This is a genomic window from Micromonospora sp. NPDC049204, from assembly GCF_040647935.1.
In the GTDB taxonomy this organism is placed as follows: Bacteria; Actinomycetota; Actinomycetes; order Mycobacteriales; family Micromonosporaceae; genus Micromonospora.
In genome coordinates, this window is sequence record NZ_JBEZDC010000005.1 from 313,629 (window position 1) to 338,720 (window position 25,092).

The window sequence follows — 25,092 nt, forward strand, 5'->3', positions numbered from 1 at the left end:
ATCACCGAGAACAGGAGCCCTCACCATACCCCGCGTACGCGCCCTCTCCGCATGATCGTGCTCCATCCAGGATCGAGTGGTATCGCCGCGTCGGTGATGCCACTACTTCCCGGATCGAGCACGATCTTCCCCCACCTGCGCGGCTCTTGGGGAAGGACGCGCGGGCGGGTCGGGCGCGCGGCGTGGCAACCCGATCAATCGCGTTCGATGAGGTGGCCGACCACCGTTGGGCCGAGCATCACGGCGAAGCCGGAACCGTCGCGGCGGGGATCCGCCGCCGGCAGTTCCACCGGATCACCGGTGCCGGTCGCGCCGACCGGGCGCGGACCCACCCAGGCGACGACCACGTCCGTCTCACCCTTGAGGAAGCGGTGCGCGCGCACGCCGCCGGTCGACCGGCCCTTCGCCGGGTACGCCTTGAACGGCGTCACCTTGACCGTCGCCCCGGTGGAGGTGACCACCATCGGCTCACCATGCCCCGGGTCGTCGGTGCGGACCGCGCCGAAGAACGCCACCCGCGCCCCGGCCGGCACGTTGATGCCGGCCATCCCGCCGCCCTTGAGGCCCTGCGGACGGACCAGCCCGGCGGGGAAACGTAGCAGCGACGCCTCCGACGTGACGAAGGTGAGCGATTCGGTGCCGTCGGCCAACCACGTCGCACCGACCACCTCGTCGCCGTCCCGCAGGCCGATCACCTCGAACTCGTCGGAGCGCACCGGCCACTCCGGCGCGCAGATCTTCACCACGCCCTGCCGGGTGCCCAGCGCCAGCCCCGGTGAGCCCTCCGCCTGGCCACCCAACGGGGCCAGGCCGACGACGGTCTCCCCCGCCGCCAACGGGACCAGCTCGGCCGCGGACATGCCACCGCGCAGCGACACCGTGCCGGCCTGCTCGGGCAGCACCGGCAGCGGCAGCACGTCGACCTTGAAGGCCCGACCCGCGCTGGTCAGCAACAGCACCCGACCACGGGCCGTCGAGTGCACGATGGCGCGTACCGTGTCGTGCTTGACCCGGCCGTTGCGCCGACGCCCCTCGGCGCTCTCCTCCGACTCGGCCGCGGTGCGGGCGACCAGCCCGGTCGCGGAAAGGATCACCTGGCACGGGTCGTCGGCGACCTCCAGCGGGCCGGCCGGCGCGGACGCCGCCAGGACCTCCTTCAGGTCGCCGTCGACGAGCGTCGTCCGACGTTCGGTACCGAACTGCTTGACCACCGAGGCCAACTCGTCGGAGACCAGCTTCCGCAGCACCCGCTCGTCGTCGAGGATCTTGCTCAACTCGGCGATCTCGCCGCGCAGCCGCTCCTGCTCGGTCTCCAGCTCGATCCGGTCGAACTTGGTCAGCCGACGCAACGGGGTGTCCAGGATGTAGGTGGCCTGGATGTCGGACAGACCGAACCGGCTCATCAGCCCGTCCTTCGCGGCCTGCGCGTCGTCGCTGCCCCGGATGAGCCGGACCACCTCGTCGATGTCCAGCAGGGCGATCAGCAGACCGTCGACCAGGTGCAGCCGCTCCTGACGCTTGCGCCGCCGGTACGAGGTGCGTCGGGTGACCACCTCGTACCGGTGCGCCAGGAAGACCTCCAGCAGCGCCTTGAGCCCCAGCGTGCGCGGCTGCCCGTCGACCAGGACCAGGTTGTTGACGCCGAACGACTGCTCCAGCGGGGTCAGCCGGTAGAGGTCGGCGAGCAACGCCTGCGGGTTGACCCCGACCTTGCACTCGACGACGAGTCGGGTGCCGCTCTCCCGGTCGGTGAGGTCCTTGACGTCGGCGATGCCGGTCAGCCGCTTGGTCTTGGTGACCTCGTTGGTGATCGCCGCGATGACCTTCTCCGCGCCGACGCCGTAGGGCAGCTCGACCACGGTGATCGCCTGGCGGCCACGGCTGCCCTCGATCGGGCCGATCTCCACCTTGCCGCGCATCCGCACCACACCGCGCCCGGTCTCGTACGCCCGGCGCACCTCGTCCAGGCCGAGCAGCACCCCGCCGGTGGGCAGGTCGGGGCCGGGGACGAACTCCATGAGCTTGTCCAGGGTGGCGTCCGGGTGGTTGATCAGCCAGCGGGCCGCGGAGACGACCTCGGCGAGGTTGTGCGGGATCATGTTGGTGGCCATCCCGACCGCGATCCCGGACGCGCCGTTGACCAGCAGGTTGGGGAAGGCGGCCGGCAGCACGGTCGGCTGGGTCAGCGACCCGTCGTAGTTGGGCTCGACGTCGACGGTGTCCTCGCCCAGCTCACCGACCAGCAGCATGGCCTCGCGGGACATTCGCGCTTCCGTGTAACGCGAGGCAGCCGGGCCATCGTCTGGGGAGCCAAAGTTTCCATGCCCGTCGATGAGAGGCACGTTGAGCGAGAAGTCCTGCGCGAGGCGGACCATGGCGTCATAGATCGCCGTGTCGCCGTGCGGATGGTACTTGCCCATCGCATCCCCGACAATTCGGGCAGACTTCACGTGCCCACGGTCGGGGCGGTAGCCCTGCTCGTACATCGACCAGAGGATGCGCCGGTGTACGGGTTTGAGGCCGTCGCGCGCGTCGGGCAGGGCGCGGGAGTGGATGACCGAGAACGCGTACTCCAGGTAGGAGTCGGACACCTCGGTGACCAGCGGGTTGTCGAAGACCCGCGCGCCGGCCTGGTCGAACGAGGAGAGGTCGACCTTGTTTTCCTTACGGCGTGCCATGACTCAGCTCTCCACTGGAACAGGAACGGAACGGGCGCTCATGCGTCGATCGCATCCCGGTCGACCCGGTCGGCGGAGTCGATGAGCCAGTTGCGGCGCGGCTCGACCTTCTCACCCATCAGGAGTTCGAGGATGCGTTCGGCGGCGTCGACGTCGTCGAGGGTGATCCGGCGTACGGCCCGGGTGGCCGGGTTCATCGTGGTGTCCCACAACTCGTCGGCGTCCATCTCACCGAGACCCTTGAACCGTGGGATGGGCGTGACGATCTGCTTGCCGGCCTTCTCCAGCTTGCGGACCGTCGTCTCCATCTCGGCCTGGGTGTAGGTGTACACCGTCTGCGGGTTACGCCCCCTGGTGGTGATCTTGTGCAGGGGCGGCATCGCGGCGTAGAGCCGACCGGCCTCGATCAGTGGCCGCATGTACCGGGCGAAGAGAGTGATCAGCAGCGTCCGGATGTGCGCGCCGTCCACGTCGGCGTCGGCCATGATCAGCACCCGCCCATAGCGCAGCGCGGAGAGGTCGAAGGTGCGCCCCGAGCCGGCGCCGAGGACCTGCACGATGGACGCACACTCGGCATTGTCCAGAACCTGCTGGAGGTTGGCCTTCTGCACGTTGAGGATCTTGCCTCGGATCGGCAGCAGCGCCTGGTATTCCGAGGAGCGAGCCATGCGACTCGTTCCCAAGGCGCTGTCTCCCTCGACGATGAACAGCTCGCTCCGTTCCACACCGGTGGCCCGGCAGTCGACGAGCTTCGGCGGCATCGACGCGCCCTCCAGGGCGGTCTTGCGCCGGGCGGCGTCCTTCTGCTGCTTCTGGGTGAGCCGTACCCGGGCCGCGTCGACGATCTTCTGCAGGACGGTGCGGGCCTCGGCCTTGGTGCGCCGGTCCTCCAGCCAGGCCTTCACGTGCGCGTCGACCAGGCTCTGGAGCACCTTGGTGATCCCCGGGGTGGAGAGCTCGTCCTTGGTCTGCGAGGTGAACTGCGGCTCGGGGATGCGCACGTGCACCACGGCGGTCATCCCCTCCAGGACGTCGTCCAGCAGGGGCGGCTCCTCCTTGGCCTTGAGCAGGCCGCGGGTGTTGCGGACGGCGTCGGCGAGGGCGCGGACGAGAGCCCGCTCGAAGCCCTTGCGGTGGGTGCCGCCGTGCGCGTTGCGGATGGTGTTGGTGAAGCACTCGACGGTGCGGTCGTAGCCGGTGCCCCACCGGAACGCCACCTCGACCTCGGCGCGCCGCTGCACGTTGGACTGCATCACGCCGTTGGCGTCGGCGGCGTTCTCCCGGTAGGTGCCCTCGCCGTTGACCAGCAGGGTGCCGGAGACGGGCCGGTCGCCGGCCGGGGCGAGGAACTCCACCATGTCGCTGAGCCCGTTGGGGTAGTGGAACCGCTCCTCGGCGGGCGCCTCGCCGGTCAGGTCGCGCAGCAGGTAGGTCACACCGGGGACCAGGAACGCGGTGTTCCGCAGCTTGGTGCGGACCGCGTCCACGTCGAGTGCGGCGCCGGTCTCGAAGTAGCGGGCGTCGTGCCACCAGCGGATCGAGGTGCCGGTGCGTTGGCCGCGCTTCATGGCGCCGATGACCTGGAGGCCGGGACCGGCGGTGAAGGGCGCGTCCGGCCCGGCGCCGTCGAAGATGCCCGGTACGCCGTGCCGGAACGACATCGTGTGGATCTTGCCGGCTCGACGGACGGTCACGTCGAACCGTCGGGACAGCGCGTTGACCGCCGAGGCGCCGACGCCGTGCAGGCCGCCGGAGGTCTTGTAGCCGGAGCCGCCGAACTTGCCGCCGGCGTGCAGCCGGGTGAGCACCAGCTCGACGCCGGAGATGCCGGATTTGGCGTGCACGTCGGTGGGGATGCCCCGCCCGTCGTCGTCGACCTGCACCGAGCCGTCGGCGTGCAGGATCACCTCGACGGCGCTGGCGTGACCGGCGACACCCTCGTCGGTGGAGTTGTCGAGGATCTCGTTGACGAGGTGACCCACGCCACGGCTGTCGGTGGAGCCGATGTACATGCCGGGACGCTTGCGGACGGCGTCCAGCCCCTCAAGGTGGGTGAGGTCATCGGCCCCGTACAGGGTGTCAGGCTCTGCGGTCAACTGGTCGTACTCCCCGGTCTCGGCTGTGTGCTGCCGGTCACCGGCGACATCAGCCGGCGTGGCGCGCCGCAGCGAGCCTAGCCCGAGGCTAGGACAAGTCCCGGAGGACCTATGCGACCCGCCGTGCGGCAGCCGCCGGACGTGAGCCACGGAACAGCCAACCAGCGCGCACGGGACAACGCACAGACACCCCTTCTCAGCCGGCGGAGTCACGTGTCTTTCATCGAACGATTCTGTTACCGGCCATTGACGCCCGTTGCACAGGGGTGATCTGATCGCGCTCTCAGAGAATCTTTCATCTTTCGATGGATGGGGGCCCCATGCCCAGGTTCCGCCGTACCGCGCTCGCCGCGGGACTAACGATCGCCATGGCCGCGCTGTCGACAACCGTCACGCTGCCCGGACCCGCGTCCGCCGCGCTGCCCACCGCCGCGGTGGCACTCGGGGACAGCTTCATCAGCGGTGAGGGCGCCGGGGCGTACACCCCGGTGGTCGACGTCAACGGCGTCGCCCAGGGCTTCCCCGGCTGGACGGCCGCGAACAACAACGCGTACTTCTGCCACCGTTCCGCGAACGCCTCGCTCAACCAGGCCAACCTGCCGGGCATCCAGAACCGGTTCAACCTGGCCTGCTCCGGCGGTCAGCCGCACGACATCGCCAACGCCTCGCAGGCGCGGACCAACGGCCGTACCGTGGCCGCGCAGCTCGACCAGCTCCGCGCCGTCGCGCAGACCCAGGACATCGACCTGGTGCTGATCGGCCTGGGTTCCAACAACAGCTCGTTCACCTTCGGCAGCGTCGCGGAGAAGTGCGCCAACCGGTTCATCGCCGACGCGTGGACCGGCTGGTGGGAGTTCTGGGCGTACCTCAACGGCCCGGTCGAGCAGAAGCCGTGCAGCGACGCCGACCTGGCCACCGCCGCCCAGATCAGCGCCGCGACCGCGGAGACCACCGCCGCCGTCCGCCAGGTGCTGACCACGTTGGACCAGATCGACGCGGACGGACAGCACCGGGTGGTGTTCCAGGACTACACGAACCCGCTGCCGCTGGACCTGAACCCGGCGTACCACGAGGAGGACGGCCGGGACGACACCCGGGACAAGTTCCGTGACCTCGGTGCCGAGCGCTACGCGGGCGGCTGCCCGATCCACCGCGCCAGCCTGGCGCCGGGCCACCGGTTCTCCCAGGGCCTGGGCGCCATCGTGCAGTCCACCCGGGACACCCTGGCCGCCGAGTTCCCCGCCGACGACCTGGTGTACCTGAACGTGCAGCAGGCCTTCAACGGCGCCCGGCTCTGCGAGCAGACGGGCAGCCCGACGGGCACGCTGGCCACGCCGATCCGGCTCCAGGACGGCGCGACCGGCACCTTCGTCACCAGCCTCGCCGGCAAGGACAAGATCGCCATTCAGCGGATCGCCAACACCTGCGTCAGCTACTTCCAGACCTGCCAGGAGTCGTGGCACCCGAACGCCACCGGGCACCAGGTCCTCGGCCAGTGCCTGAGCGGCGCTGCCTCCACCAGTGCCCGGTCGGTGGCCTGCGTCCGCGCCGGCAACGGGACGATCTCCGTCTCCTGATCGCCGCGTCAACTCGGAGGCCCCGCCGGTCGGCGGGGCCTCCGTCGCGCCCGACCACTCTGCGGCTACCCGCCAGTAACGTCAGGCCGTAAGCTGGGCCGATGAACGGGGAGCCGGAGTACGCACAGGAGTTCGTCGAGGTCGCCGGTGGTCGGCTGGGTGTGCAGATCTATCCGGAGCCAACCGGTGTGACCGATGCGCCGGTGGCCGTGATCTGGCCCGCGATGGGGGTCCGCGCCCGTTACTACCGGCCCTTCGCCGCCGAGCTGCGCGCCGGCGGACTGGCCGTGGTCGTCGCCGACCTGCGCGGAAACGGGGCGAGCACCCCGACGCCGAGCCGGGCCGACCGCTACGGCTACGCCGACCTGGCCGACGACGTCGGCGCCGTGCTGTCCGCGCTCAAGCCACGACTGGACGGGCGTACCCGGCTGCTGGTCGGGCACTCGCTCGGCGGGCAGGCCGCGCTGCTGCACCTCGCCCTGCACGGCGGCGACGACGTGGACGCGTTGGCGCTGATCGCGGTCGGCATCCCGTACTGGCGAAGCTACCCGGGTCTGCGCGGCCTGGGCGTGCTGCCGTACACCCAGGGGATCGCCGCCACCACGGCCCTGCTCGGGGTCTGGCCGGGTTGGGGCTTCGGCGGCCGGCAGGCACGCGGCGTGATCCGCGACTGGGCCCAGACCGCGCGGACCGGCCGTTTCCCCCGACTGAACGGTACGGACACCGAGGCGGCGGTACGCGCGGTGCGCACACCGGTGTTGGCGGTCAGTGTGGACGACGACCAGTTCACCCCGCACGAGACGATGGACGCGCTCTGCGCGAAGCTCGCCGCCGCCCCACTCACCCGCGAGCGCTACACCTCGGCGCAGGCCGGCGCCGCTCTGGACCACTTCACCTGGGTCCGCGCGAGCACCCCGCTGGCGCGGCGGATCGCCGGTTTCGTCGGCGACCTGCCGTCCCGCTGAGCCGCACCGGACCGCCCGGACGGATCACTCGTCCTGGTCCAGCGGCACCAGCTCACCGTCGCGCTCCACCTGGATCTCCGCGTGGTCCTTGCGGGGCGCGACCTCCGCGGTGTTCCGGTGTGGGTCGTTGTCCGGGTGCATGAGCACCGCGTCGGTTTTCGGGGTCTTCTCCCGACTTTCGTCCGGCTGCGACATCCCGTTCCCCTCTCCGTCAGCGTCGCTCGGGATCTACCCGCCACCGCGCGGACGACTCCTGCCGGCGGCCGTGGACCCCGTCGAAACCCGAACGTCCCGGTCGTACCGGCGCGGCGCGGATCAGCCCCCGGACGACGGGGTTAGCCGCCCGGGCGGCGGGTAAGCCGCAGCGCCCAACACGGCGGAAGGGGATCACATGTCCGAACGGCATACCGCACTGCGCTCGATGCACGATCTGGGTCTCGCGGCCTGGTTCGGCGGCTCCCTCATGGGTGCCTTCGGCGTCAACGGCGCAGCCGGGAAGATCAGCGACTCGACGCAGCGACTCTCGGTCGCGTCGGCGGGATGGTCCAGATGGACCCCGGTCAACGCAGCCGCCATCGGCGCGCACCTGGCCGGTGCGGTCGGCGAACTGGTGACCGAGAGCCCACGCGTGGCGGCCCAGTCCGGGGTGGGCCGGACCAGCGCCATCAAGACGGCGTTGACGATCGGCGCTCTCGCCGTGACCGGCTACAGCCGGTTGATCGGCATGCGCCTGGAGAAGGCCGGTGCGTCACCGGTCAGCGGGACCACCGAGCCGAACCACCAGACTCCGGCGAGCGTGGCCTCCTCGCAGCGGCAGATGAAGTTGCTCCAGTGGGCCATCCCGGCGCTGACCGGGGCCCTGGTGGTGGTCACCGCGTACATGGGTGAGCAGCAGAAGCCCGGCCAGGTCTTCAAGGGGATTCTCGGCCGGGGCGGCACCATGAAGGGCGCCTCGAAAGGCATGATCAAGATGGCCGGCATGAGCAACGGCAAGCGACCGATGGCGATGGCCGGACGCTGAACGCCGGGCCGGCCGGCGTCCCGCCGCCCTCTCGACGGCGGGGCGCAGGCCGGCCCTGCGCGCTCAGCGTTGCGACAAGGTCGGGTGACGACACCGCGCGGCCGGAGATCAGCACACCGTCCGCCGACCGCGGCGGACCGAGGAGCGGGGTGGCCATGACGGCGCACAAGGGACGCAGCGGCGACAACGACCGGCAGGAGCCGGAGGCGACTCAGCCGTGGGGTGGCGGCGACGGCTTCGACGCCGACGCGCCCTGGGGCACCGATGCGGACTCGCCGATGGACGAGGGCAGCGAGGAGACCGCGGTGCCCGAGGGACGACGCGGGGAGCGGCGGGCGGGCGCGTCGGCGGGCCGGACCGATCCGGCGGGACGGCACGGCTTCGGTTCGGTGGAGCCGACCCGCACGACGATGGCCGGACCCGGTGCCCCACCGGACCCGGCGCCCAGTGGCCGGACCTTCCCGGACGACGCCGACATCGGCGAGTCGACGCAGGACGCGCTGCGCAGCCGGGGCCGACGCTCCTGACACCAGCGTGGACGGTCAGCCGGTCGACCCGGCCGGGACACTCCGATCGGCGATCATCGTCTCGGTGAGCAGTTGCGCCAGCCGGGTGGCGTCGCGCTGGGCCTGACCGGCGCAGCAGTTGTTGAACAGCACGTGCAGGTCGTCAGCCGGGCGGGCGAGGTCAGCCAGCAGCCCGGCCCAGTGCCGAAGCTCGTCGTCGCCGTAGGCGTACCGGAACTTGTCCTGCTTGTCGCCGTCACCCCAGGCCGGGCTGTGGCCGTGAAAGCGGACGATCGCCGGCTCGGCGGTCCTGGTCAGGATCGGCGGCACCGACGACGGGTGCCCCTGTGGCATGTCGACGCAGACCAGGGACAGATCGTGCGCGCGCAGCAGGTCCAGCGTCTCGACCGCCGCCGGACCGTCGAACCAGGAGGCGTGCCGCAGTTCCACGCCGACCCGCCAGGGCCGGCAGCGCTGCGCCAGCTCGACGATCCGACGTTCGGCCGCGGCACCGCGGGCCAGCCATGGTGGGAACTGCAACAGCACCGCGCCCAGCTTGCCGGCCGCCGCGATCGGCGCGAGCGCCGCGCGGAACCGGGTCCACAGTTCGTCGTACGCGCGCTCGGGCAGGTCACGACGGCGGATCCGACTCGGGCCGCCGGCCGGACGCAGGTCCCGGGGAAGCGCGGCGACCGGCGTCGGATGGCCGGTGAAGAGACTGAACGCCTTGACGTCGAAGGTGAAGTCGTCAGGTGTGGCGTCGACCCAGCCCGACGTGGTCTCCGGAACCGGGACCGCGTAGTACGACGTGTCCACCTCGACCAACGGGAACCGGCCGGCGTAGAAACCGAGTCGACGGGCCGGCGTGTTGGCCGAGCGTGGATACCACCCGGAGCGCAGCAGCGACTGGTCGGCCCAGGACGACGTGCCCACCTTGATCACACCCATGTCATTCAGTGGACCGCCACCGACGCGAATCGGCAACCGCTGGCGACTCACATGTCGCACCTGGTGTGCGACGCCGGAAGTGTCGGTGCCTCGCCCTAGGGTGACAGCTGGTGAACATCGACGAAGGGTGGCGGCATGACCAGCACGGAGCAGCTCACCGGTGAGCGGGCCGATCTCCTGCAGACGCTCCGCCGGCACCGGGGTTTCCTCCTGCACACGGTGGGCGGGCTCACCGACGAGCAGGCCGCCGCCCGTCCCACGGCCAGCGAGCTGAGCCTCGGCGGCCTGATCAAGCACGTCGCCGGCGTCGAGCACCGGTGGATGCTCTTCGCCGTGGGCGGAGCGGAGGCGATGCAGCGCGAGGAGATCGACTGGGTCGGTCAGTTCCGGATGACGCCGGGCGAGACCCTGGCCGGTCTGGTCGCGCGGTTCCAGGAGGTGGCCGACCAGACCGACGCGCTGGTCGCCACCCTCGACCTGGACTCGGCGCATCCGCTGCCGCAGGCGCCCTGGTTCGAGCCGGGGGCAAGGTGGACGGTCCGCCGGGTGCTGCTGCACCTGATCGCCGAGACAGCCCAGCACGCCGGGCACGCCGATATTCTGCGGGAGTCGATCGACGGCGCGAAGACGATGGGCTGAGGTCCTACCGACCGGCCCCGGTGGACGCGTCGGCCTCGAGCAGGCCGCGCACGTAGGCGGCCTGGCCCGCGTGTTGCAGGTCGTCGTCGACGATGCTGACCAGCCGGACGCCGAGGGTGACCGGCGGGTCCCACGACTCGTCGACCACCCGGTCCAGGTCCGCCGGGCGCAGGCCGGCCAGGAACGATCCGGTCCGCGACGCCACCGCCTCGTAGTAGTCGACGAGCGCCTGCGCGCTCTCCGGCCGCACCGTCTCGACCTGGACGGCCGAGTGACCGTAGCCGGTGTTGTCCGGGTCGGCGGTGAGCCCGAACCGGCCCGCCCAGTCGCCGCTCACCCAGACCTGGTCGGCGTCGAGCAGGTCGGCGACGTGGTGATCCTGCACCCGGGTGAGGTGCCAGACGAGCCAGCCGATCGAGTTGGCGCCCGGGCCGGGCGCCCAGCGCAGGTGCTCGGGGCTGAGGCCGTCGACGGCCGCGCGCACGAGGTCGGGCAGTCGGTCGTACGCCTCGGTCAGCAGGTCACTCACGTCCACTGGCACGCCCTTCGGGTCGGTGTCCCCCTCAGGTACCGCTGGCGCGTGCGATCAAACCTCGGCCACTACTGTGATCGGGTGGTCGCCGCGTTGGAGTTGTATCTGGACCCGGACGCCACCCGGCGGATCCGGGCGCTCTGGGACGCCCTGGAGGCTGAGGGCGTGCAGAGCATGCGTTCCCTGTTGGAGCGACGCCACCGGCCGCACGTCTCGCTCGCGGTGGCGCCCCGCTTCAACCCCGAGCAGGTCGCCGAGGCGCTGCGCGGGACTGTCGTCGCGGCCCCGCTGCGACTGGACTTCCAGCACGCCGGGCAGTTCGTCGGCCGGGTGCTCTGGCTCGGCCCGGCCCCCACCGCGGAGTTGCTGACCCACCAGCGGATGGTGTCCGATCGGCTCATCGCCGCCGGCATCCCGCTGGCCGAGCACTACCGGCCGGGCCGCTGGGTGCCGCACTGCACACTCTCCATGCGGGTGCCGAACGTGCTGATGGCCGCGGCGGTGCGCCGCTGTCTTGAGGTGTTGCCGCTGGCCGCGACGGTGGTCGGCGCGGCGCTCACCGACCACGCCCGGGGCATCGCCCACCCGTTGCCCTGACCACCGACGGCCCACGTGGACGCGTGTGTTCACCTGTCGCGCCACTGCCGCGCGGAGACCGCCGCCACCACCGCGGCGGCGAGCGTGACCGACGCTCCGGCGACCAACAGCAGGCGCGGACCCAGCGGGGCGAGCACCCCGGCCAACCCGGTGCCGAGCGAGGCGGCGGCAACCTTGATCGCCGCCGTCGACACGAACACCTGCGCCCGCACGGCGTCCGGCGCGTACGCCGATCGAGCCGCCAGGGTGGCCGCGAAGAGCGGCGCGGTCGCTGCCCCGGCCAGGGCGAACGCGACGACCGCCAACGGAAAGCTGGGCACGGCCGCGCAGAGCGCGATCCCCACCGCGCCGAGGGCCGCCCAGCGGACGGTGAGTCGCTCCGGCGCACCGGTCAGCGGGAACGCCGTGACCAGAAGCGCGGCGGCGAGGTTTCCACCGCCGTAGACCGCCGCCAGCAGCGCGCCGGAGACCGTCTGCCGGCCGAGGTCCGCTGCCAGCGCGACGGCAAGCACCGAGATCGCCCCACCGGTCAGCGCGGCGACCGTGGTGACCCCGGTGACCCGGCGCAGCGGCCCGGGGCCGAGCACGGCCCGCAGCGCGCCCCGCGCCGGTGGCCCGACCCGCGCTGGCGAGTCCCGAGCGGGCACCCGCGGCGGCAGTGTGCCCACCAGGGCCGCCGCGAGCAGGGTGGCGGCGCCCAACCCGACCAGGGACATCCGGGGTCCGACCAGCGCGGCGAGGGTCGCCACCACGGCCGGGCCGGCGCTGGCGCCGATCCCGTACGTCACCGCGTCCCAGCCCTGACCCCGACGTTGCGCCCGCTCGTCCGGAGCGAGCAGCGCGGCGAGCCGGCTGCTCAGTCCCCCGGTCACCAGCGGCCCGCAAGCCCCGGCCGCGATCAGCAGGGCCACGGGCACGCCGACGGGCACCCGACCGAGCAGCAGCCCGGCCGCCGCGACCGCCGCGGCGTACGTGACGAAGCCGACGGCCAGCCGGCCCCGGCCGTCCTCGGCCCGGTCCAGCCACCGGGCCAGCAGCGGCCCGAGCAGGTGCGGTGCCGTCAGGCAGGTGGCCAACAACCCGCCGAGCAGCGCCGGACGGGTCGCCCCCACCGCCGGCAGGGTGGCCAGCAGCACCACTCCCACCGCCCCGCCGGCGTCCGCGCCTCGGGCGAGCGTCGCGGCGACGAGGTAGCGGGGCAACGCTCGGCGAGCGGGGACGACGGACGAGACCATCTCCGCAGTTCGGCTCACCCGGTCTCCCTACCCAGTCGACCACTCTCGACAACGCTGATGCGTTATGTCCGGTTTGGCAGGCCGCAGTCGGAAACCCGAAAACAAGCGGTGCGAATACGGCCGGGCGTGGGAAAGTTCGAGGTGGCTGTCGTACCGGTGTGACCCGCCAGCGCGTGGATCGCCCGACCGGTGGCGCGCTGACGCCGCGCCACCGACGACGGCGTCGACGAGGAGAGGCGGGGCCCATGCAGGCTCAGCGCAGACCAGCACGTGCGGAGCGGAGCCAGGCCCGGGACGACCGGACCGGCGGCGGCATGACCGGGGCGGCGACGCCACTGACGATCTGGGCCGCGGCCGTCCTGCTCGGCCGGATCGCCGCCGGCGACGACGACGTCGAGGACGAACGGCACATCCTGCGTGGCATCGAGTGATCCGGGGCGGGTGGCTCACAGCCAGCCGCGCCGCTTGAAGATCACGTAGAGGGTGCCGCAGACCAGCAGCATCAGCAGCAACGCGAACAGGTAGCCGAAACGCCAGTTCAACTCCGGCATGTGGACGAAGTTCATCCCGTACACGGTGCCGATGAGTGTGGGCGCGAACAGGATCGCCGCCCAGGACGAGACCTTCTTCAGTTCCTCGTTCTGCGCGTAGCTCGCCGCGGTCAGGCTGCGCATCTCCTCGTTCTGCTGCTGCGAGACGAGGGTGGCGTTGACGGTGAGGATGTTCTGCAACAGGTGCCGGAAACCGTCCACCCGCTCCACCACCTGGGTCAGGTGGTCGGTCACGTCCCGCAGGTAGCGGCGCAGCTCCTCGTCCGTGCCGGCACTGCTGGCGCCGTCGGCAAGTGCGTCGAGTACGGCGAGCAGGGGCCGGGCGGCCCGCTGGAACTGGATGACCTCGCGGCTCAGGCCGTAGATGCGCCGGCTGGCGTTCGGGTCGCCGCCGAACACCTGGGTCTCGATCTCGTCGATGTCGTTCTCCAGCCCGGCCACCACCGGCGCGTACCCGTCGACGACCTGGTCGAGGATCGCGTACAGGACCGCCTCCGGTCCCCGGGCGAGAATCGGCGCGTCGGTCTCCATCCGCCGCCGCACCGCGGCCAGGTCCGGGACCTCACCGTGCCGGACGGTGACCACGAAGCCCGGCCCGATGAACAGGTGCAGCTCGGAGAACTCGACCTCCTCGCGCAGGTCGTCGTAGCGGGCGGCGCGCAGCACCACGAACAGGGTGTGCCCGTACCGTTCCAGCTTGGGGCGCTGGTGGGCGTTGATCGCGTCCTCGACCGCCAGGTCGTGCAGCCGGAACTCCCGGGCCAGCGAGGTGATCTGCTCGATGTCGGGCCGGTACAACCCGATCCAGGCCATCGCGGCGTCCTGCTCCTGCAGGCAGCGGTACGTCTCGGCGAGCCCGGACGGTGAGGCGAAGCGGTGCCCTCGGACGTAGACCGCGCTGTCCACCAGACCGCCGGTGGGCGGGTCGGGCGACACCGTCGACGGCGGCACGCCGTCGGTGCTGTCGTGCTCGTCAAGTTGGCGACCGAAGCCACCACCGGGGCGGAATCGACGGCCACCGACCATGCCTGTCCCCTCCCCCGGCGCCGTCCGGCCCGGTGCGCTCCCGCCGATCCGGGAGGGCTGCATCCCCCGTGCCCACGACCCGAAACCAGCCCGCCGACGGGTGGGTTCCGGGCACCCGGGGACGGGCGCGGCCCGACGGGCGGATACTCACGGTGACCATGGGCGGATGACGGGGGACGCGCCGATGGAGGTGGACAGACGCGGCGGTCGGCTGCGGGGGTGGTTGCTCGACGCGGGCTCGGACCACGCCGTGCGGCACCCGGGGCCGCACGGACGCCCGCCGGAGCACCGGCAGCATCCGTGGTGGAAGGTGATGTGCCTGACCGGCGTCGACTACTTCTCCACCCTGGGCTACCAGCCGGGCATCGCGGCGCTGGCCGCCGGGGCGCTGTCGCCGGTGGCGACCCTGGTGCTGGTGCTGGTGACGCTGCTGGGCGCCCTGCCGGTCTACCGGCGGGTGGCCGTGGAGAGCCCGCACGGTGAGGGTTCCATCGCGATGTTGGTACGCCTGCTGAGCTACTGGCCGGGCAAGTTGCTGGTGCTGGTGCTGCTCGGTTTCGCGGCCACCGACTTCATCATCACCATCACCCTGTCGGCCGCCGACGCGACCGCGCACATCGACGAGAACCCGTTCTGGCCGGACGGGTTCAAGGGGCACGAGGTACTTGTCACGCTGCTGCTGGTGGCCCTGTTGGGCGCGGTGTTCCTCAAGGGATTCACCGAGGCCATCGGCATCGCCGTCGTGCTGGTGGCGGCCTACCTGGCGCTGAACGCGGTGGTGGTGGTCGACGCGCTGTGGCGGGTGGTGACGCACCCGAGCGCCGTCGGGGACTGGACGACCATGCTGACCACCGGGCACGGCGATCCCTGGCTGGTGGTCGGGTTGTCGCTGCTGGTCTTTCCGAAACTGGCGTTGGGCCTGTCCGGCTTCGAGACCGGGGTGGCCGTGATGCCGAGCGTACGGGGCGACCCACAGGACTCCGAGGATCGACCGTTGGGCCGGATCCGCGGCGCGCGCCGGCTGCTCACCACCGCCGCGGTGATCATGAGTGTCTTCCTGATCACCAGCAGCGTGACGACCACCATCCTGATCCCGGCGGAGGACTTCCGGCCGGGCGGGCCGGCGAACGGCCGGGCGCTGGCCTACCTGGCGCACCAGCACCTCGGGGAGGTGTTCGGCACCGTCTACGACCTGTCCACCATCGGGATCCTGTGGTTCGCGGGGGCGTCCGCGATGGCCGGACTGCTCAACCTCGTCCCCCGTTACCTGCCCCGCTACGGCATGGCACCGGCCTGGGCGCGGGCCGTCCGGCCGCTCGTGCTGGTCTTCACCACGGTGGCCTTCCTGATCACGGTCGTCTTCGATGCCAGCGTGGACGCGCAGGGCGGCGCGTACGCAACAGGTGTGCTGGTGTTGATCACGTCCGCGGCGACGGCGGTGACGCTCGCGGCGGCCCGGCGGCGTCAGCGCGGTCGCACCGTCGCGTTCGGCGTCATCGCGGTGGTCTTCGTCTACACCACCCTGGCGAACGTGGTGGAACGCCCCGACGGCGTCAAGATCGCGGCCTGTTTCATCGGCGGGATCATCGTGGTCTCGGTGCTGTCCCGGGTGTCTCGGGCCTACGAGCTGCGGGTGGACCGGATCGAGCTGGATCCGGTCGCCACCCGGATGATCGACGAACGCGCCGGACGGCGAATCCGGCTCGTCGCCCACGAGCCCGACCGGCACGACGAGGCCGAGTACCGCGCGAAGTTGGCACAGACGATGGCGGACAACGACTTCCCCGACGACAGCGACGTGATCTTCGTCGAGGTGCACGTCACCGACCCGTCGGACTTCCAGACCGAGTTGCTGGTACGCGGCGGCCTGGCCGACGACAGCTTCGCGGTGCTCAGTCTGACCAGCTCCTCGGTGCCCAACGCGCTCGCCGTCCTGCTGCTGGAGATCCGCGACCGCACCGGGCGGCGACCGCACATCTACTTCGAGTGGAGCGAGGGCGGCCCGGCCCGCAACTTCCTGCGCTACCTGGCGTTCGGGCAGGGCGCGATCGCCTCGGTGACCCGGGAGATCCTGCGCCGCCAGGAACCCGACCCGTGTCGCCGGCCGCACGTGCACGCCGGTTGACCTGCGGGCCGAGCATCCTCCGCGCACGGTGAGCGTGGTCATAACGACTGGACGATCCACCCGTGCGTGCTGCTAGCCTCGCTGCAGGTCATGAGTGCCAGCGCGAAGCCCCGGCTCGCTGGCCGGCAACCCTCCTCCGCGGTGGGGTGCCCCGGGTGAAGACCAGGCACCGGCACGACGTCGGTGCAAGCGTGGCCTGGCACCCAGGTCAGCACAGACCCGGGAGACCCATGCGCATCCTCAGCACCGCCCCACCGACCGATGTCGCGCAACTCCGCGCCGGTCAGCCCACGCCGGCACTGACCCGGCGGCGGCACGTGGACATGATGCGAATGTGCAGCGCCGCGTGTCGACGCGGCCCTCGGCACTAACTAGCACACCTCTCTTTTTCCGAGCCTTTCCAGCGGTACGCCCATCGGGCGCACCGTCGGCGGCACACGTCCGTGCCCGCCGAGACATGACCCCTTTCGGAGACACCCGTGCGAATCCTTCCTGCCCTGACCCGTGCCGCAGCCCTGGGCGCGGCCACGATCCTGGCCGCCACCGCTCTCACCGCCTGCGGCGACGACACCTCGTCCGACGCCACCGCCAACCCGTACGGCCTGGCGCAGCCGGGCGTGCTGCGGGCCGGCACGCTGACCGACGCCCCGCCGAACGTGTACCTCAAGGACGGCAGGTTCACCGGCTTCGACAACGACCTGCTGACCGCCGTGGCCGGCAGGCTCGGCCTCACTGTCGAGTTCGTCGGCACCGACTTCTCCGCGCTGCTGTCCCAGGTCAACAACCACAAGTTCGACGTGGGCAGCTCCTCGATCACCATCACCGAGGCGCGCAAGAAGACCGTCGACTTCGGCAACGGCTACGACTTCGGCTACTTCGGCCTGGACGTGCCGGCCGGCTCGCCGATCACCGGCTTCGACCAGCTCGCCGGCAAGCGGGTCGTGGTGGTGCAGGGCACTGTGCAGGACGACTACGCCACCGGTCAGCAGCTCGACCCGGTCCGGGTGCCGGACTACAACGGTGCGATCAACCAGCTCAAGGCCGGCACCGCCGACGCGTGGATCGCTCCGGCCGAAATCGGCGAGAAGTCGGCCGCCGACAGCACCGGCAAGATCACCGTGGCGGCCAAGCAGCTCAGCCCGGCGCCGACCGCGTACGCCGTGGCCAAGGGCAGCGACAAGCTGCGCGAGGCGCTGAACAAGGGCCTCGACGAGGTCATCGCGGACGGCACCTGGAGCAGGTTGCAGGCGCAGTACTACCCCGGTCGGCCGATCCCGGCGGACTTCACGCCGGGCAGCGGCACCGTGTCGGCACCGACCGCGTCGGGCACGTCGTCGAAGCCGTCGGCGTCCGCGTCGGCCGTGCCGTCGGCGTCCGCGTCGGCCGCGTCCTGACCCGGTGACGAGCGAGCAGGGCGGTAGGAGAGGCGACCGATGGATCCGTTGAGCACGCTGTGGGAGACCTTCTTCGACATCGACGCGATGCGCGAGGCGCTGCCCGAGATGCTGACCGTCGGGTTGCCCAACACACTGATCCTGGCGGTCTCCGCCGCCCTGCTCGGCTCGGTGCTGGGCCTGCTGTTGGCCGTCGCCGGCATCTCGCGCAGCCGTTGGCTGCGCTGGCCGGCGCGGGTCTACACCGACGTGTTCCGAGGACTTCCGGCCGCGGCGACGATCCTGCTGATCGGCGTCGGGCTGGCGCCGCTGGGCATGCAGGTCTGGGGACCGGACCCCTACCCGTTGGGCATCCTGGCGCTGTCGCTGATCGCGGCCGCGTACATCGGGGAGATCTTCCGGTCCGGCATCCAGTCGGTGGAGGCCGCCCAACTGGAGGGCGCCCGCGCCCTCGGCTTCTCCTGGACCGACGCGATGCGGCTGGTGATCATCCCGCAGGGCATCCGGCGGGTGTTGCCGGCCTGGGTGAATCAGCTCATCGCCCTGATCAAGGACTCCAGCCTGGTCTACTTCCTCGGCCTGGTGGCCAGTCAACGGGAGCTGTTCCGGATCGGGCAGGACTACGCCGCCACCACCGGAAACGAGTCGGCGCTGCTGCTGGCCGGGCTCTGTTACCTGGTGTTGACCGTCCCACTGACGCACGTCGTCAACTGGATCGACCGGCGGCTGCGCAACGGCCGGCCGGCGACCGCACCGACAGACGAGGACGACGACACCGCTTCGGCGTACGCCGCGACGGAAGGACACCGGTGATGACCACCGACACGACCACCTCGGTCAGCCTCGACGTACGCGACGTGCACCTTGCCTTCGGACCGAACCGGGTGCTGCGCGGCGTCGACCTCACGGTGCCGCGCGGCGCGACGGCCTGCGTGATCGGCCCGTCCGGGTCGGGCAAGTCGACGCTGCTGCGCACCATCAACCGACTGATCGAGCCGGACCACGGCGACGTGCTGCTGGACGGGCGCAGCGTGCTGGGCGACGACCCGGACGCGCTGCGGCAGCGGGTGGGCATGGTCTTCCAGCAGTTCAACCTCTTCCCGCACATGAGCGTGCTGCGCAACGTCACCCTCGCGCTGCGCCGGCTCCGCAAGCTCGGCGAGGATGAGGCGGAAACCGTCGCGCGGAACCAGTTGGACCTGGTGGGATTGGCCGGCAAGGCCGACGCACGACCGGCGCAGCTCTCCGGCGGTCAGCAGCAACGCGTGGCGATCGCCCGGGCGCTGGCCCTGCGGCCGGAGGTGATGCTCTTCGACGAGGCCACCTCGGCGCTCGACCCGGAGTTGGTCAAGGGTGTCCTCGGGGTGATGGCCGACCTGTCCGCCGCGGGCATGACCATGGTGGTGGTCACCCATGAGATGGGCTTCGCCCGGCAGGTCGCCGACACCGTCGCCTTCATGGACCGGGGCGTGGTGTTGGAGGCCGGCCCGCCCGAGGCGATCTTCGAACGGGCCGAGCATCCTCGGCTGCGCCGGTTCCTCGCGCAGGTGCTCTGACGAGGCGGCCGATCAGTCGTTGGGCCCGCGCCCCAGCAACCGGATCTCCTCGTTGTCCAGCGCGGCCTGGAGTTCCTGCAAGACCAGGTCGTCGATCTCCCGGTTGTCGCGCAGTCGGGTGACCTCCCGCCGCTTGTGCGCGAGGACCCCGAGGCGCAGGCGATGTTCCAGGCGACGTTCCTCGGCGCTGTTCCCTCCGGTCTCGTTGACGTCCGCCAGGTGCCGCTGGTACTCGGCCTGCAACCGGCGTACCGACTCCTCGCGGGCACCGACCTCGGCGGCGACCTGCGGTAGGGCGGCCAGACCCGCCTCGGTGGCCCGCCGCCGGGCATGCCGGGTCTCGTCGACGCGTTCCGGGTCACCGACCAGCCCCGCCCAGCGCACCACGAGCGGCAGGGTGGTGCCCTGAACCAGCATGATCAGCACGATCACCAACGCGGTGACGAAGATGATCAGGTCTCGTTCGACCACCGGCCGACCGGAGACCGTCATCGTCGGGACGGCCAGGGCGGCGGCGAGCGACACCGCCCCCCGGAAACCGGACCAGCCGGCGACGGTCCCCACCCGCCAACTGGGCGGACCTGAGTCCTCGTCCATCATCCGGCGACGCCGCAGCCGCGCCGACTGCGCGGTGAGGTAGATGAAGACCAGCCGGGTGGCCACGACGACCACCGTGACCACCAGCACGATCACCAGCGCCCGCTCGGGCGAGGTGCTGGTGATGCCCCGCACCGCCCGGGGTATCTGCGTGCCGAGCAGGACGAACAGCCCGCCGTTGATCAGGAACGTGGTCAGGTCCCAGAACGCGTACGCGAGCACCCGGGATCGGGCGCGGATCACCCGTGGGCCGGCGTAGGCCAGCACCAGCCCGGCGACCACCACCGCCAGTACGCCGCTGGCGTGCACCGAGTCGGCCAGCAGGAAGGCCCCGAACGGTGTCAACACGCTCAGCGCGCCCTCGCGCAGCGGATCGTCGAGCCGCTTGCGGATCAGCACCACGGCCGCCCCCACCAGCAGACCGGCGACCACGCCACCGACGCTGGCGCCGACGAACTCCTCGCTGATGCCCAGCACACCCGGCTTGGCGCTCTGACTGAGCAGACCCACCGCCACCGCGAAGACCACAAGTGCGGTGCCGTCGTTGATCAGGCTCTCCGCGTGCAGGGTGGTGAGGAGCTTGCGGGGCAACCGTTTGGCCAGGCCGGTGACCGCGGCGGCGTCGGTCGGCGCGAGGACCGCGCCGAGCACCCAGGCGGCGGCCGGGTTCACGCCGAACGCCTGCGCGGTGAACGACACCGTCACCATGGTGAGCACCACGAGCACCACCGCGAGCAGCCCGATCACCGGCAGGTTGGCACGGATCTCCCGCAGGCTGATGGTGAGGCTCTCCCGGTACAGGATCGCCGGCAGGAAGATCAGCAGCACCAGGTCCGGTTCCAGGGTCACCTCGGACAGCGGCGGCGTGAGCCCGAGCAGCACCCCGAACGCGATGAGCAGAACCGGCGGCGCGACCCGGTACCGACCACCGAGGGTGGTGCCGATCAGGACGGTGCCGCCCAGCACCACGATCAGGACGAGCACCTCCACGCGTACCCCCTCGATCGTTGGCGCGACGGTGGACGCGCCGGTGCTTCAATCTGACCGCACTCGCCGGCTGGTTCCAGCGGAAACCGGCAAGTCGCCGGGTAGCCCGGGGATGTCGGTGCCGTCTGCAAGGCTGCTCACGATGAATGCGATCAAGCGGAGAGGGGGCGCGAGATGAGCGCGAAGGCTGACGGAACGTTTGAACTCACCTCATTCGAGCCGGAGGTGCTCGACGAAGGCCCGGGGGCCGCGCTTGGCCAGGTGCGGATCACCAAGACCTTCCAGGGTGGCCTGGCCGGCAGCAGTACGGTGACCATGCTGTCGGTGGCCGACATCGAGGGCAGCCCCGCTGCTTATGTCGCAGTGGAGCGATTCACCGGCGAACTCGACGGCCGCAAAGGCTCGTTCGTCCTCCAACACAGCGCACCCGGCAGCCACGGTGAGCACCTCGCGATCCGCGTCGTCCCGGGAACGGGCTCCGGTGACCTCACCGGGATCGTGGGAACCTTCGAGATCATCCAGTCCGACGACGGCGGCCACTCCTATGTCCTGGAGTACACCCTGGCCTTCGACACCAGTCAGCCTCCGTCGAGATAGGGCGCTACGGCCTCTCGGGTGTCGGCGCTGCTCACCACCGGAACGATCTCGAATGTGACGCCCGCGCCGCCGCGCGCTCAGGTCGGGTCGTCGGCGCGGGCGCGCGCGGTGAGCGCGCGGGCGGTACGGCGGTGCCCGGCGGCCTCCTCGTCGCGACCCAGAGCGCTGGCCAACTCGGCGAGGTGCCCCGCCACCGGGCCGGCGGTGACCATCCCGCTGCCGGCGGCCAGTTCGGCGGCGGCCGGCCGGAGCGCGGTGGCGACGCGCTCCATGGTGGGCCGGTCGCCGATGGCGAGCGCCGCCCGAGCGGTGAGGCACAGCCGCACCTCCCGCAGCAGGTCGTGCGGCCCGTCCGGGAGTGCCCGCAGCGCCGCTCCGGTAGCGACCCGGTCGCCGGCGGCGGCGAGCAGCAGTGGTCGGACCCAGGGCTCGTGTGGCCCCCAGTCCAGTTGCGCCCAGCCCTCGTCCGGCCCGGGGATCGGGCGCTGACGTCCGGGAACGAGCCGGGCCTCGCTGACCGCGTCGGCCAGTCGCAGGCCGAGCAGGGCGAGCGGCAGCAGCCCTCGGGCCAGTCCCGGCATGGCGTCGGCGGGCAGGCGTTCGGCGGCGGCCCGGTACGCGGTCACCGCGGCGTCCTGGTCACCGCTCACCGCCAGGCGCAGCGCGGCGTACCAGCCGGTGAAGACCCCGACCAGCGGCAACTCGTACCGCTGCGCGAGTCGGTCGGCGGCGCGGGCGTGCGCGTCCGCGCCGGCCCGGTCGGCCCGCGCGCAGCAGGCCTGGACCAGGACGAGATGACCCAGCACCTCGAAGGTCACCAACTGACGGGGAGCGGCCAGGTCGACCAGCTCCGCGCCGATCCGGGCCCGCTCGTCGGCCAGCCCGACCCGGTGGAAGGCGTGCATGAAACGCGCGTTGAGCGCGAACGCCAGCAGCCCCGGATCCCCGACGGTCCGGGCGATCCGCTCGGCCTCGACCGCGGCCCGGCGGCCCCGGTCGCCGGTGCTCCCCCGCAGCTCCAGCGCGAGCGTGCTCAGCAGCCGGCTGCGCTGCGCCGAGCCGGTCGGGCCGAGGCCGGTCAGGGCGTGCTCGGCGGCGCGAACGATCCGCTCGGAGAGCGCCTCGTCGTCGTTGCGGGTCCAGACGGCGGGTACGTCGAATCCGGCGAGCACCTCGGCGGTCAGCCGCGGGTCACCCACCGCCTCGGCGTCGGTGATCGCCGCGGCGCGGTACCGCCGCGCCTCGGCCAACCGACCCGTCACCGCCAGCCCGCGCCCGAGACCGAGCACCGCGCTGAGTCGCTCGCGCCGCTCGTCCCGCCCGGCCCGGTCGTACGCGTCGAGCACCTGCGCCCAGAGCCGGGCCGCCTCGTGCGGGTTGCCGTCGCGTTCGGCCTGTTCGGCAGCGGTGCGGGCGTAGCCGGCGGCGCGGTGGGCGGCTTCCCGCCCTCCGGCGTGCAGCAGGTGGTGGGCGAGCGCGGCGGGGTCGACGGGCTGCTGCCGTCGCATCGCCTCGGCCACGGCGGCGTGCCAGGCCGCGCGACGCGACGCGGACAGGTCGGCGTAGAGCGTGTCGCGGACCAGGATGTGGGTGAACCGTAGTCGTCCGTCGGGCTCCTGCTCGCTCAGGAACCCGGCCTGCAACCCCCGGTCCACGGCGTCCAGAAGCGCCGCCGGGTCGCCCGCCAGCTCGCCGAGCACCACCGGATCGAGGTCCCGGCCGAGGACCGCCGCCTGCCGCAGCACGGTACGGGTCGGCGCGGGCAGCTGTGCGAGGCGGTGCCGGATCACGTCGCGTACCCCCGGTGGTACCGCCGCCAGCGCAGCCTGACCCGAACTCGCGGACAACTGGGCCAGCTCCCGGACGAAGAACGGGTTGCCGCCGCTGCGATGGTGGATCAGCCGGACGGTGGGCGGGTCCAGCTCCGGCCCCGCGACGGCACGGGCCAACTCGCCGGTCGCCTCCACGGACAGTCCGCCGAGGTATTCCCGCACCGGTTCGAGTCCGGCCGCGCGGGCCAGCGCGGCGGTCAGCTCCGGGTTGATCTCGGTGGCCCGGTAGGTGCCGAGGACCAGCATCGGGCCGGTGGCCGGCTGCGGGCCGGCGAGCAGGCCGGTGAGCAGATCCAACGTGTCCCCGTCGGCGCGGTGCAGATCATCCAGGACCAGCAGCAGGGGTCCGCGGCCGGCGACGGCGGAGACCAGCGCCGCCACCGCGCGGTGCCGACGGAAGCGGGCCACGGCGGGATCACCCGGGCCATCGGCCACCACCGGCTCGGCCAGCCCGCCACCCACCGATCCGGCCGGCCCGGTGAGCGCGTCGGTGATCTGGGTCCACGGCCAGGCGGCCGGTGCGCCGTCGTACTCGGGGCTGCGACCCCAGGCCGTGCTCCAGCCTTCGGCGGCGAGCTGCCGGCCCAGCTCCTCGGCCAGGGCGGACTTGCCGGCGCCCGGGTCCCCACTGAGCAGGGCGAGCGTCGGCCGTCCGGCCTGGGTGGCGGCCTCGGCGGCGTGCCGCAGCCGCGCCAACTCCGCGTCCCGCCCGACGAACGGTCGCGATTCGGGCCCGCCACCTGGAACGCGTCCGGCCGCGCCGGCCACCACGGGGGTGGGGGTGAGGTGTGCCGCCTGGGCCAGGATGTCGGCCTCCAGCCTGCGCAGCTCGGGCCCCGGGTCCACCCCGAGCGCGGACACCACGGCGTCGCGGGCGTCGCGCAGCGCGGCCAGCGCCTCGCCCTGCCGCCCGGCCCGGTAGCGCGCCAACGCGAGCAGCCGCCAGGCGTCCTCCCGCAACGGATGGCCGGCGAGGTGGGCGGGCAGGTCGGCGGCGGCCTCGTCCGGCCGACCCAGCGCGAGCAACGCCTCGGCCCGCCGTTCGACGGCGAGCATCCGCAGCTCGTCCAGCCGGTTGATCTCCGCGACGGCCCAGAGTGCGCCCGCACAGTCCGCGTACGCGGGTCCGCGCCAGAGCCCGAGCGCCGTGTCCAGCGCGGCCAGGGCCGGTGCGGGCAGTCCGGCTGTGAGCAGTCGTCCCGCCTCGCCGACGGCCGCCTCGAAGCGTTCGGCGTCCACCGCGTCCGGGGCGGCCCGCAGCGCGTACCCCGGGGGTTCGGTGACCAGGAGGCGGGGCGGCTGCCGGGGCGGCCGGTCGGGCTCCAGCGCCCGGCGCAGGTCGGCGACGAAGGTCCGGATCGCGCCCACCGCGCCGTCGGACGGAACCTCCCACAGGTCGTCGACGAGGCGGTCGACCGGCACCACCCGGCCGTGGGCGATCACCAACCGGGCCAGCACCAGGCGCTGCCGGTGCCCCCGCAGCGGGACCGGGCCGTCCTCGGTGGCGGCGGTCACCGGCCCGAGTACGCCGAACGTCACCTCCATCGGCGACGTCGGTTGCCTGGTCATGACACCAATCTAGGCGGCCGTGCAGGCGGGCACTGATGCGGCGCTGACCGGCTGCTGATCACCA

At 72.0% G+C, this 25,092-nt stretch carries 21 protein-coding genes and 1 riboswitch; of the genes, 12 read left to right on the plus strand and 9 right to left on the minus strand.

Annotation, left to right across the window (positions count from 1 at the left end; all coding sequences use genetic code 11):
- Nucleotides 1–194: 194 nt before the first annotated feature.
- The gene (locus AB0A90_RS12880; protein ID WP_357245884.1) at nt 195–2,678 is read right to left on the minus strand and encodes a DNA topoisomerase IV subunit A; all 2,484 of its coding nucleotides are present in this window, start codon (nt 2,676–2,678) and stop codon (nt 195–197) included.
- A 38-nt stretch (nt 2,679–2,716) separates the two neighbouring features.
- Nucleotides 2,717–4,774 carry a DNA topoisomerase IV subunit B gene (locus AB0A90_RS12885; protein WP_357245888.1) on the minus strand — a complete coding sequence of 686 codons (2,058 nt, stop codon included), beginning with the start codon at nt 4,772–4,774 and terminating at the stop codon, nt 2,717–2,719.
- Nucleotides 4,775–5,094: 320 nt separating this feature from the next.
- Here AB0A90_RS12885 and AB0A90_RS12890 point away from each other — a divergent pair, with 320 nt between their 5' ends.
- Together AB0A90_RS12890 and AB0A90_RS12895 are read left to right on the plus strand one after the other, a co-directional pair.
- Nucleotides 5,095–6,351: a hypothetical protein gene (locus AB0A90_RS12890; protein ID WP_357245891.1), complete on the plus strand. Its 1,257-nt coding sequence runs from the start codon at nt 5,095–5,097 to the stop codon at nt 6,349–6,351.
- 101 nt (nt 6,352–6,452) lie between these two features.
- On the plus strand, nt 6,453–7,316 hold the full coding sequence (locus AB0A90_RS12895; RefSeq protein ID WP_357245894.1) for an alpha/beta fold hydrolase: 864 nt from the start codon (nt 6,453–6,455) through the stop codon (nt 7,314–7,316).
- Between the two features lie 24 nt (nt 7,317–7,340).
- Here AB0A90_RS12895 and AB0A90_RS12900 read toward each other — a convergent pair whose 3' ends face one another.
- Entirely contained in the window at nt 7,341–7,511 is a 171-nt protein-coding gene (locus AB0A90_RS12900; protein ID WP_157563104.1) for a hypothetical protein, read from the minus strand.
- Nucleotides 7,512–7,707: 196 nt separating this feature from the next.
- On the opposite strand from AB0A90_RS12900, the gene AB0A90_RS12905 reads away from it, so the two are divergent.
- On the plus strand, nt 7,708–8,337 hold the full coding sequence (locus AB0A90_RS12905) for a hypothetical protein (protein WP_357245897.1): 630 nt from the start codon (nt 7,708–7,710) through the stop codon (nt 8,335–8,337).
- 155 nt (nt 8,338–8,492) lie between these two features.
- A complete protein-coding gene (locus AB0A90_RS12910; RefSeq protein WP_357245899.1) occupies nt 8,493–8,864 on the plus strand; it encodes a hypothetical protein in 372 nt (123 codons plus the stop codon).
- 15 nt (nt 8,865–8,879) lie between these two features.
- Here the strand turns inward: AB0A90_RS12910 and AB0A90_RS12915 are convergent, their stop codons facing one another.
- Complete coding sequence (locus AB0A90_RS12915; protein WP_357245901.1) at nt 8,880–9,791, minus strand: DUF72 domain-containing protein; 912 nt, start codon at nt 9,789–9,791, stop codon at nt 8,880–8,882.
- Nucleotides 9,792–9,926: 135 nt separating this feature from the next.
- Between AB0A90_RS12915 and AB0A90_RS12920 the strand changes: the two genes are divergently transcribed.
- Complete coding sequence (locus tag AB0A90_RS12920; RefSeq protein WP_357245903.1) at nt 9,927–10,430, plus strand: DinB family protein; 504 nt, start codon at nt 9,927–9,929, stop codon at nt 10,428–10,430.
- A gap of 4 nt (nt 10,431–10,434) precedes the next feature.
- On the opposite strand, the gene AB0A90_RS12925 is transcribed toward AB0A90_RS12920, so the two are convergent.
- Nucleotides 10,435–10,965: a DUF664 domain-containing protein gene (locus AB0A90_RS12925; RefSeq protein WP_357245906.1), complete on the minus strand. Its 531-nt coding sequence runs from the start codon at nt 10,963–10,965 to the stop codon at nt 10,435–10,437.
- 78 nt (nt 10,966–11,043) lie between these two features.
- Between AB0A90_RS12925 and AB0A90_RS12930 the strand changes: the two genes are divergently transcribed.
- Nucleotides 11,044–11,559, plus strand: coding sequence for a 2'-5' RNA ligase family protein (locus AB0A90_RS12930; RefSeq protein ID WP_357246187.1), 516 nt, complete (start codon nt 11,044–11,046; stop codon nt 11,557–11,559).
- 29 nt (nt 11,560–11,588) lie between these two features.
- Here AB0A90_RS12930 and AB0A90_RS12935 read toward each other — a convergent pair whose 3' ends face one another.
- Nucleotides 11,589–12,812: an MFS transporter gene (locus AB0A90_RS12935; RefSeq protein WP_357245909.1), complete on the minus strand. Its 1,224-nt coding sequence runs from the start codon at nt 12,810–12,812 to the stop codon at nt 11,589–11,591.
- 227 nt (nt 12,813–13,039) lie between these two features.
- Here AB0A90_RS12935 and AB0A90_RS12940 point away from each other — a divergent pair, with 227 nt between their 5' ends.
- Nucleotides 13,040–13,225, plus strand: coding sequence for a hypothetical protein (locus AB0A90_RS12940; protein WP_357245912.1), 186 nt, complete (start codon nt 13,040–13,042; stop codon nt 13,223–13,225).
- 15 nt (nt 13,226–13,240) lie between these two features.
- Here AB0A90_RS12940 and corA read toward each other — a convergent pair whose 3' ends face one another.
- The gene (gene corA, locus AB0A90_RS12945) at nt 13,241–14,371 is read right to left on the minus strand and encodes a magnesium/cobalt transporter CorA (protein WP_357245915.1); all 1,131 of its coding nucleotides are present in this window, start codon (nt 14,369–14,371) and stop codon (nt 13,241–13,243) included.
- Between the two features lie 166 nt (nt 14,372–14,537).
- Between corA and AB0A90_RS12950 the strand changes: the two genes are divergently transcribed.
- The 4 genes from AB0A90_RS12950 (at nt 14,538) to AB0A90_RS12965 (ending at nt 19,446) form a co-directional block, all read left to right on the plus strand.
- A complete protein-coding gene (locus tag AB0A90_RS12950) occupies nt 14,538–16,496 on the plus strand; it encodes an amino acid transporter (protein ID WP_357245917.1) in 1,959 nt (652 codons plus the stop codon).
- An 86-nt stretch (nt 16,497–16,582) separates the two neighbouring features.
- Nucleotides 16,583–16,694, plus strand: a riboswitch (SAM riboswitch).
- A gap of 281 nt (nt 16,695–16,975) precedes the next feature.
- On the plus strand, nt 16,976–17,890 hold the full coding sequence (locus AB0A90_RS12955; RefSeq protein ID WP_357245920.1) for an ABC transporter substrate-binding protein: 915 nt from the start codon (nt 16,976–16,978) through the stop codon (nt 17,888–17,890).
- A gap of 39 nt (nt 17,891–17,929) precedes the next feature.
- Nucleotides 17,930–18,703, plus strand: a complete 774-nt coding sequence (locus AB0A90_RS12960) for an amino acid ABC transporter permease (RefSeq protein ID WP_357245923.1) — start codon at nt 17,930–17,932, stop codon at nt 18,701–18,703.
- On the plus strand, nt 18,703–19,446 hold the full coding sequence (locus tag AB0A90_RS12965) for an amino acid ABC transporter ATP-binding protein (RefSeq protein ID WP_357245926.1): 744 nt from the start codon (nt 18,703–18,705) through the stop codon (nt 19,444–19,446). The genes AB0A90_RS12960 and AB0A90_RS12965 overlap by 1 nt, the downstream gene beginning before the upstream one ends.
- A 12-nt stretch (nt 19,447–19,458) precedes the next feature.
- Here AB0A90_RS12965 and AB0A90_RS12970 read toward each other — a convergent pair whose 3' ends face one another.
- Nucleotides 19,459–21,033: a Na+/H+ antiporter gene (locus tag AB0A90_RS12970; protein ID WP_357245929.1), complete on the minus strand. Its 1,575-nt coding sequence runs from the start codon at nt 21,031–21,033 to the stop codon at nt 19,459–19,461.
- Nucleotides 21,034–21,204: 171 nt separating this feature from the next.
- Here AB0A90_RS12970 and AB0A90_RS12975 point away from each other — a divergent pair, with 171 nt between their 5' ends.
- Nucleotides 21,205–21,627: a DUF3224 domain-containing protein gene (locus AB0A90_RS12975; RefSeq protein WP_357245932.1), complete on the plus strand. Its 423-nt coding sequence runs from the start codon at nt 21,205–21,207 to the stop codon at nt 21,625–21,627.
- 77 nt (nt 21,628–21,704) lie between these two features.
- On the opposite strand, the gene AB0A90_RS12980 is transcribed toward AB0A90_RS12975, so the two are convergent.
- Nucleotides 21,705–25,028 (minus strand): BTAD domain-containing putative transcriptional regulator, encoded by a 3,324-nt coding sequence (locus AB0A90_RS12980; protein ID WP_357245935.1) that lies wholly within the window; start codon nt 25,026–25,028, stop codon nt 21,705–21,707.
- Between the last annotated feature and the right edge of the window lie 64 nt (nt 25,029–25,092).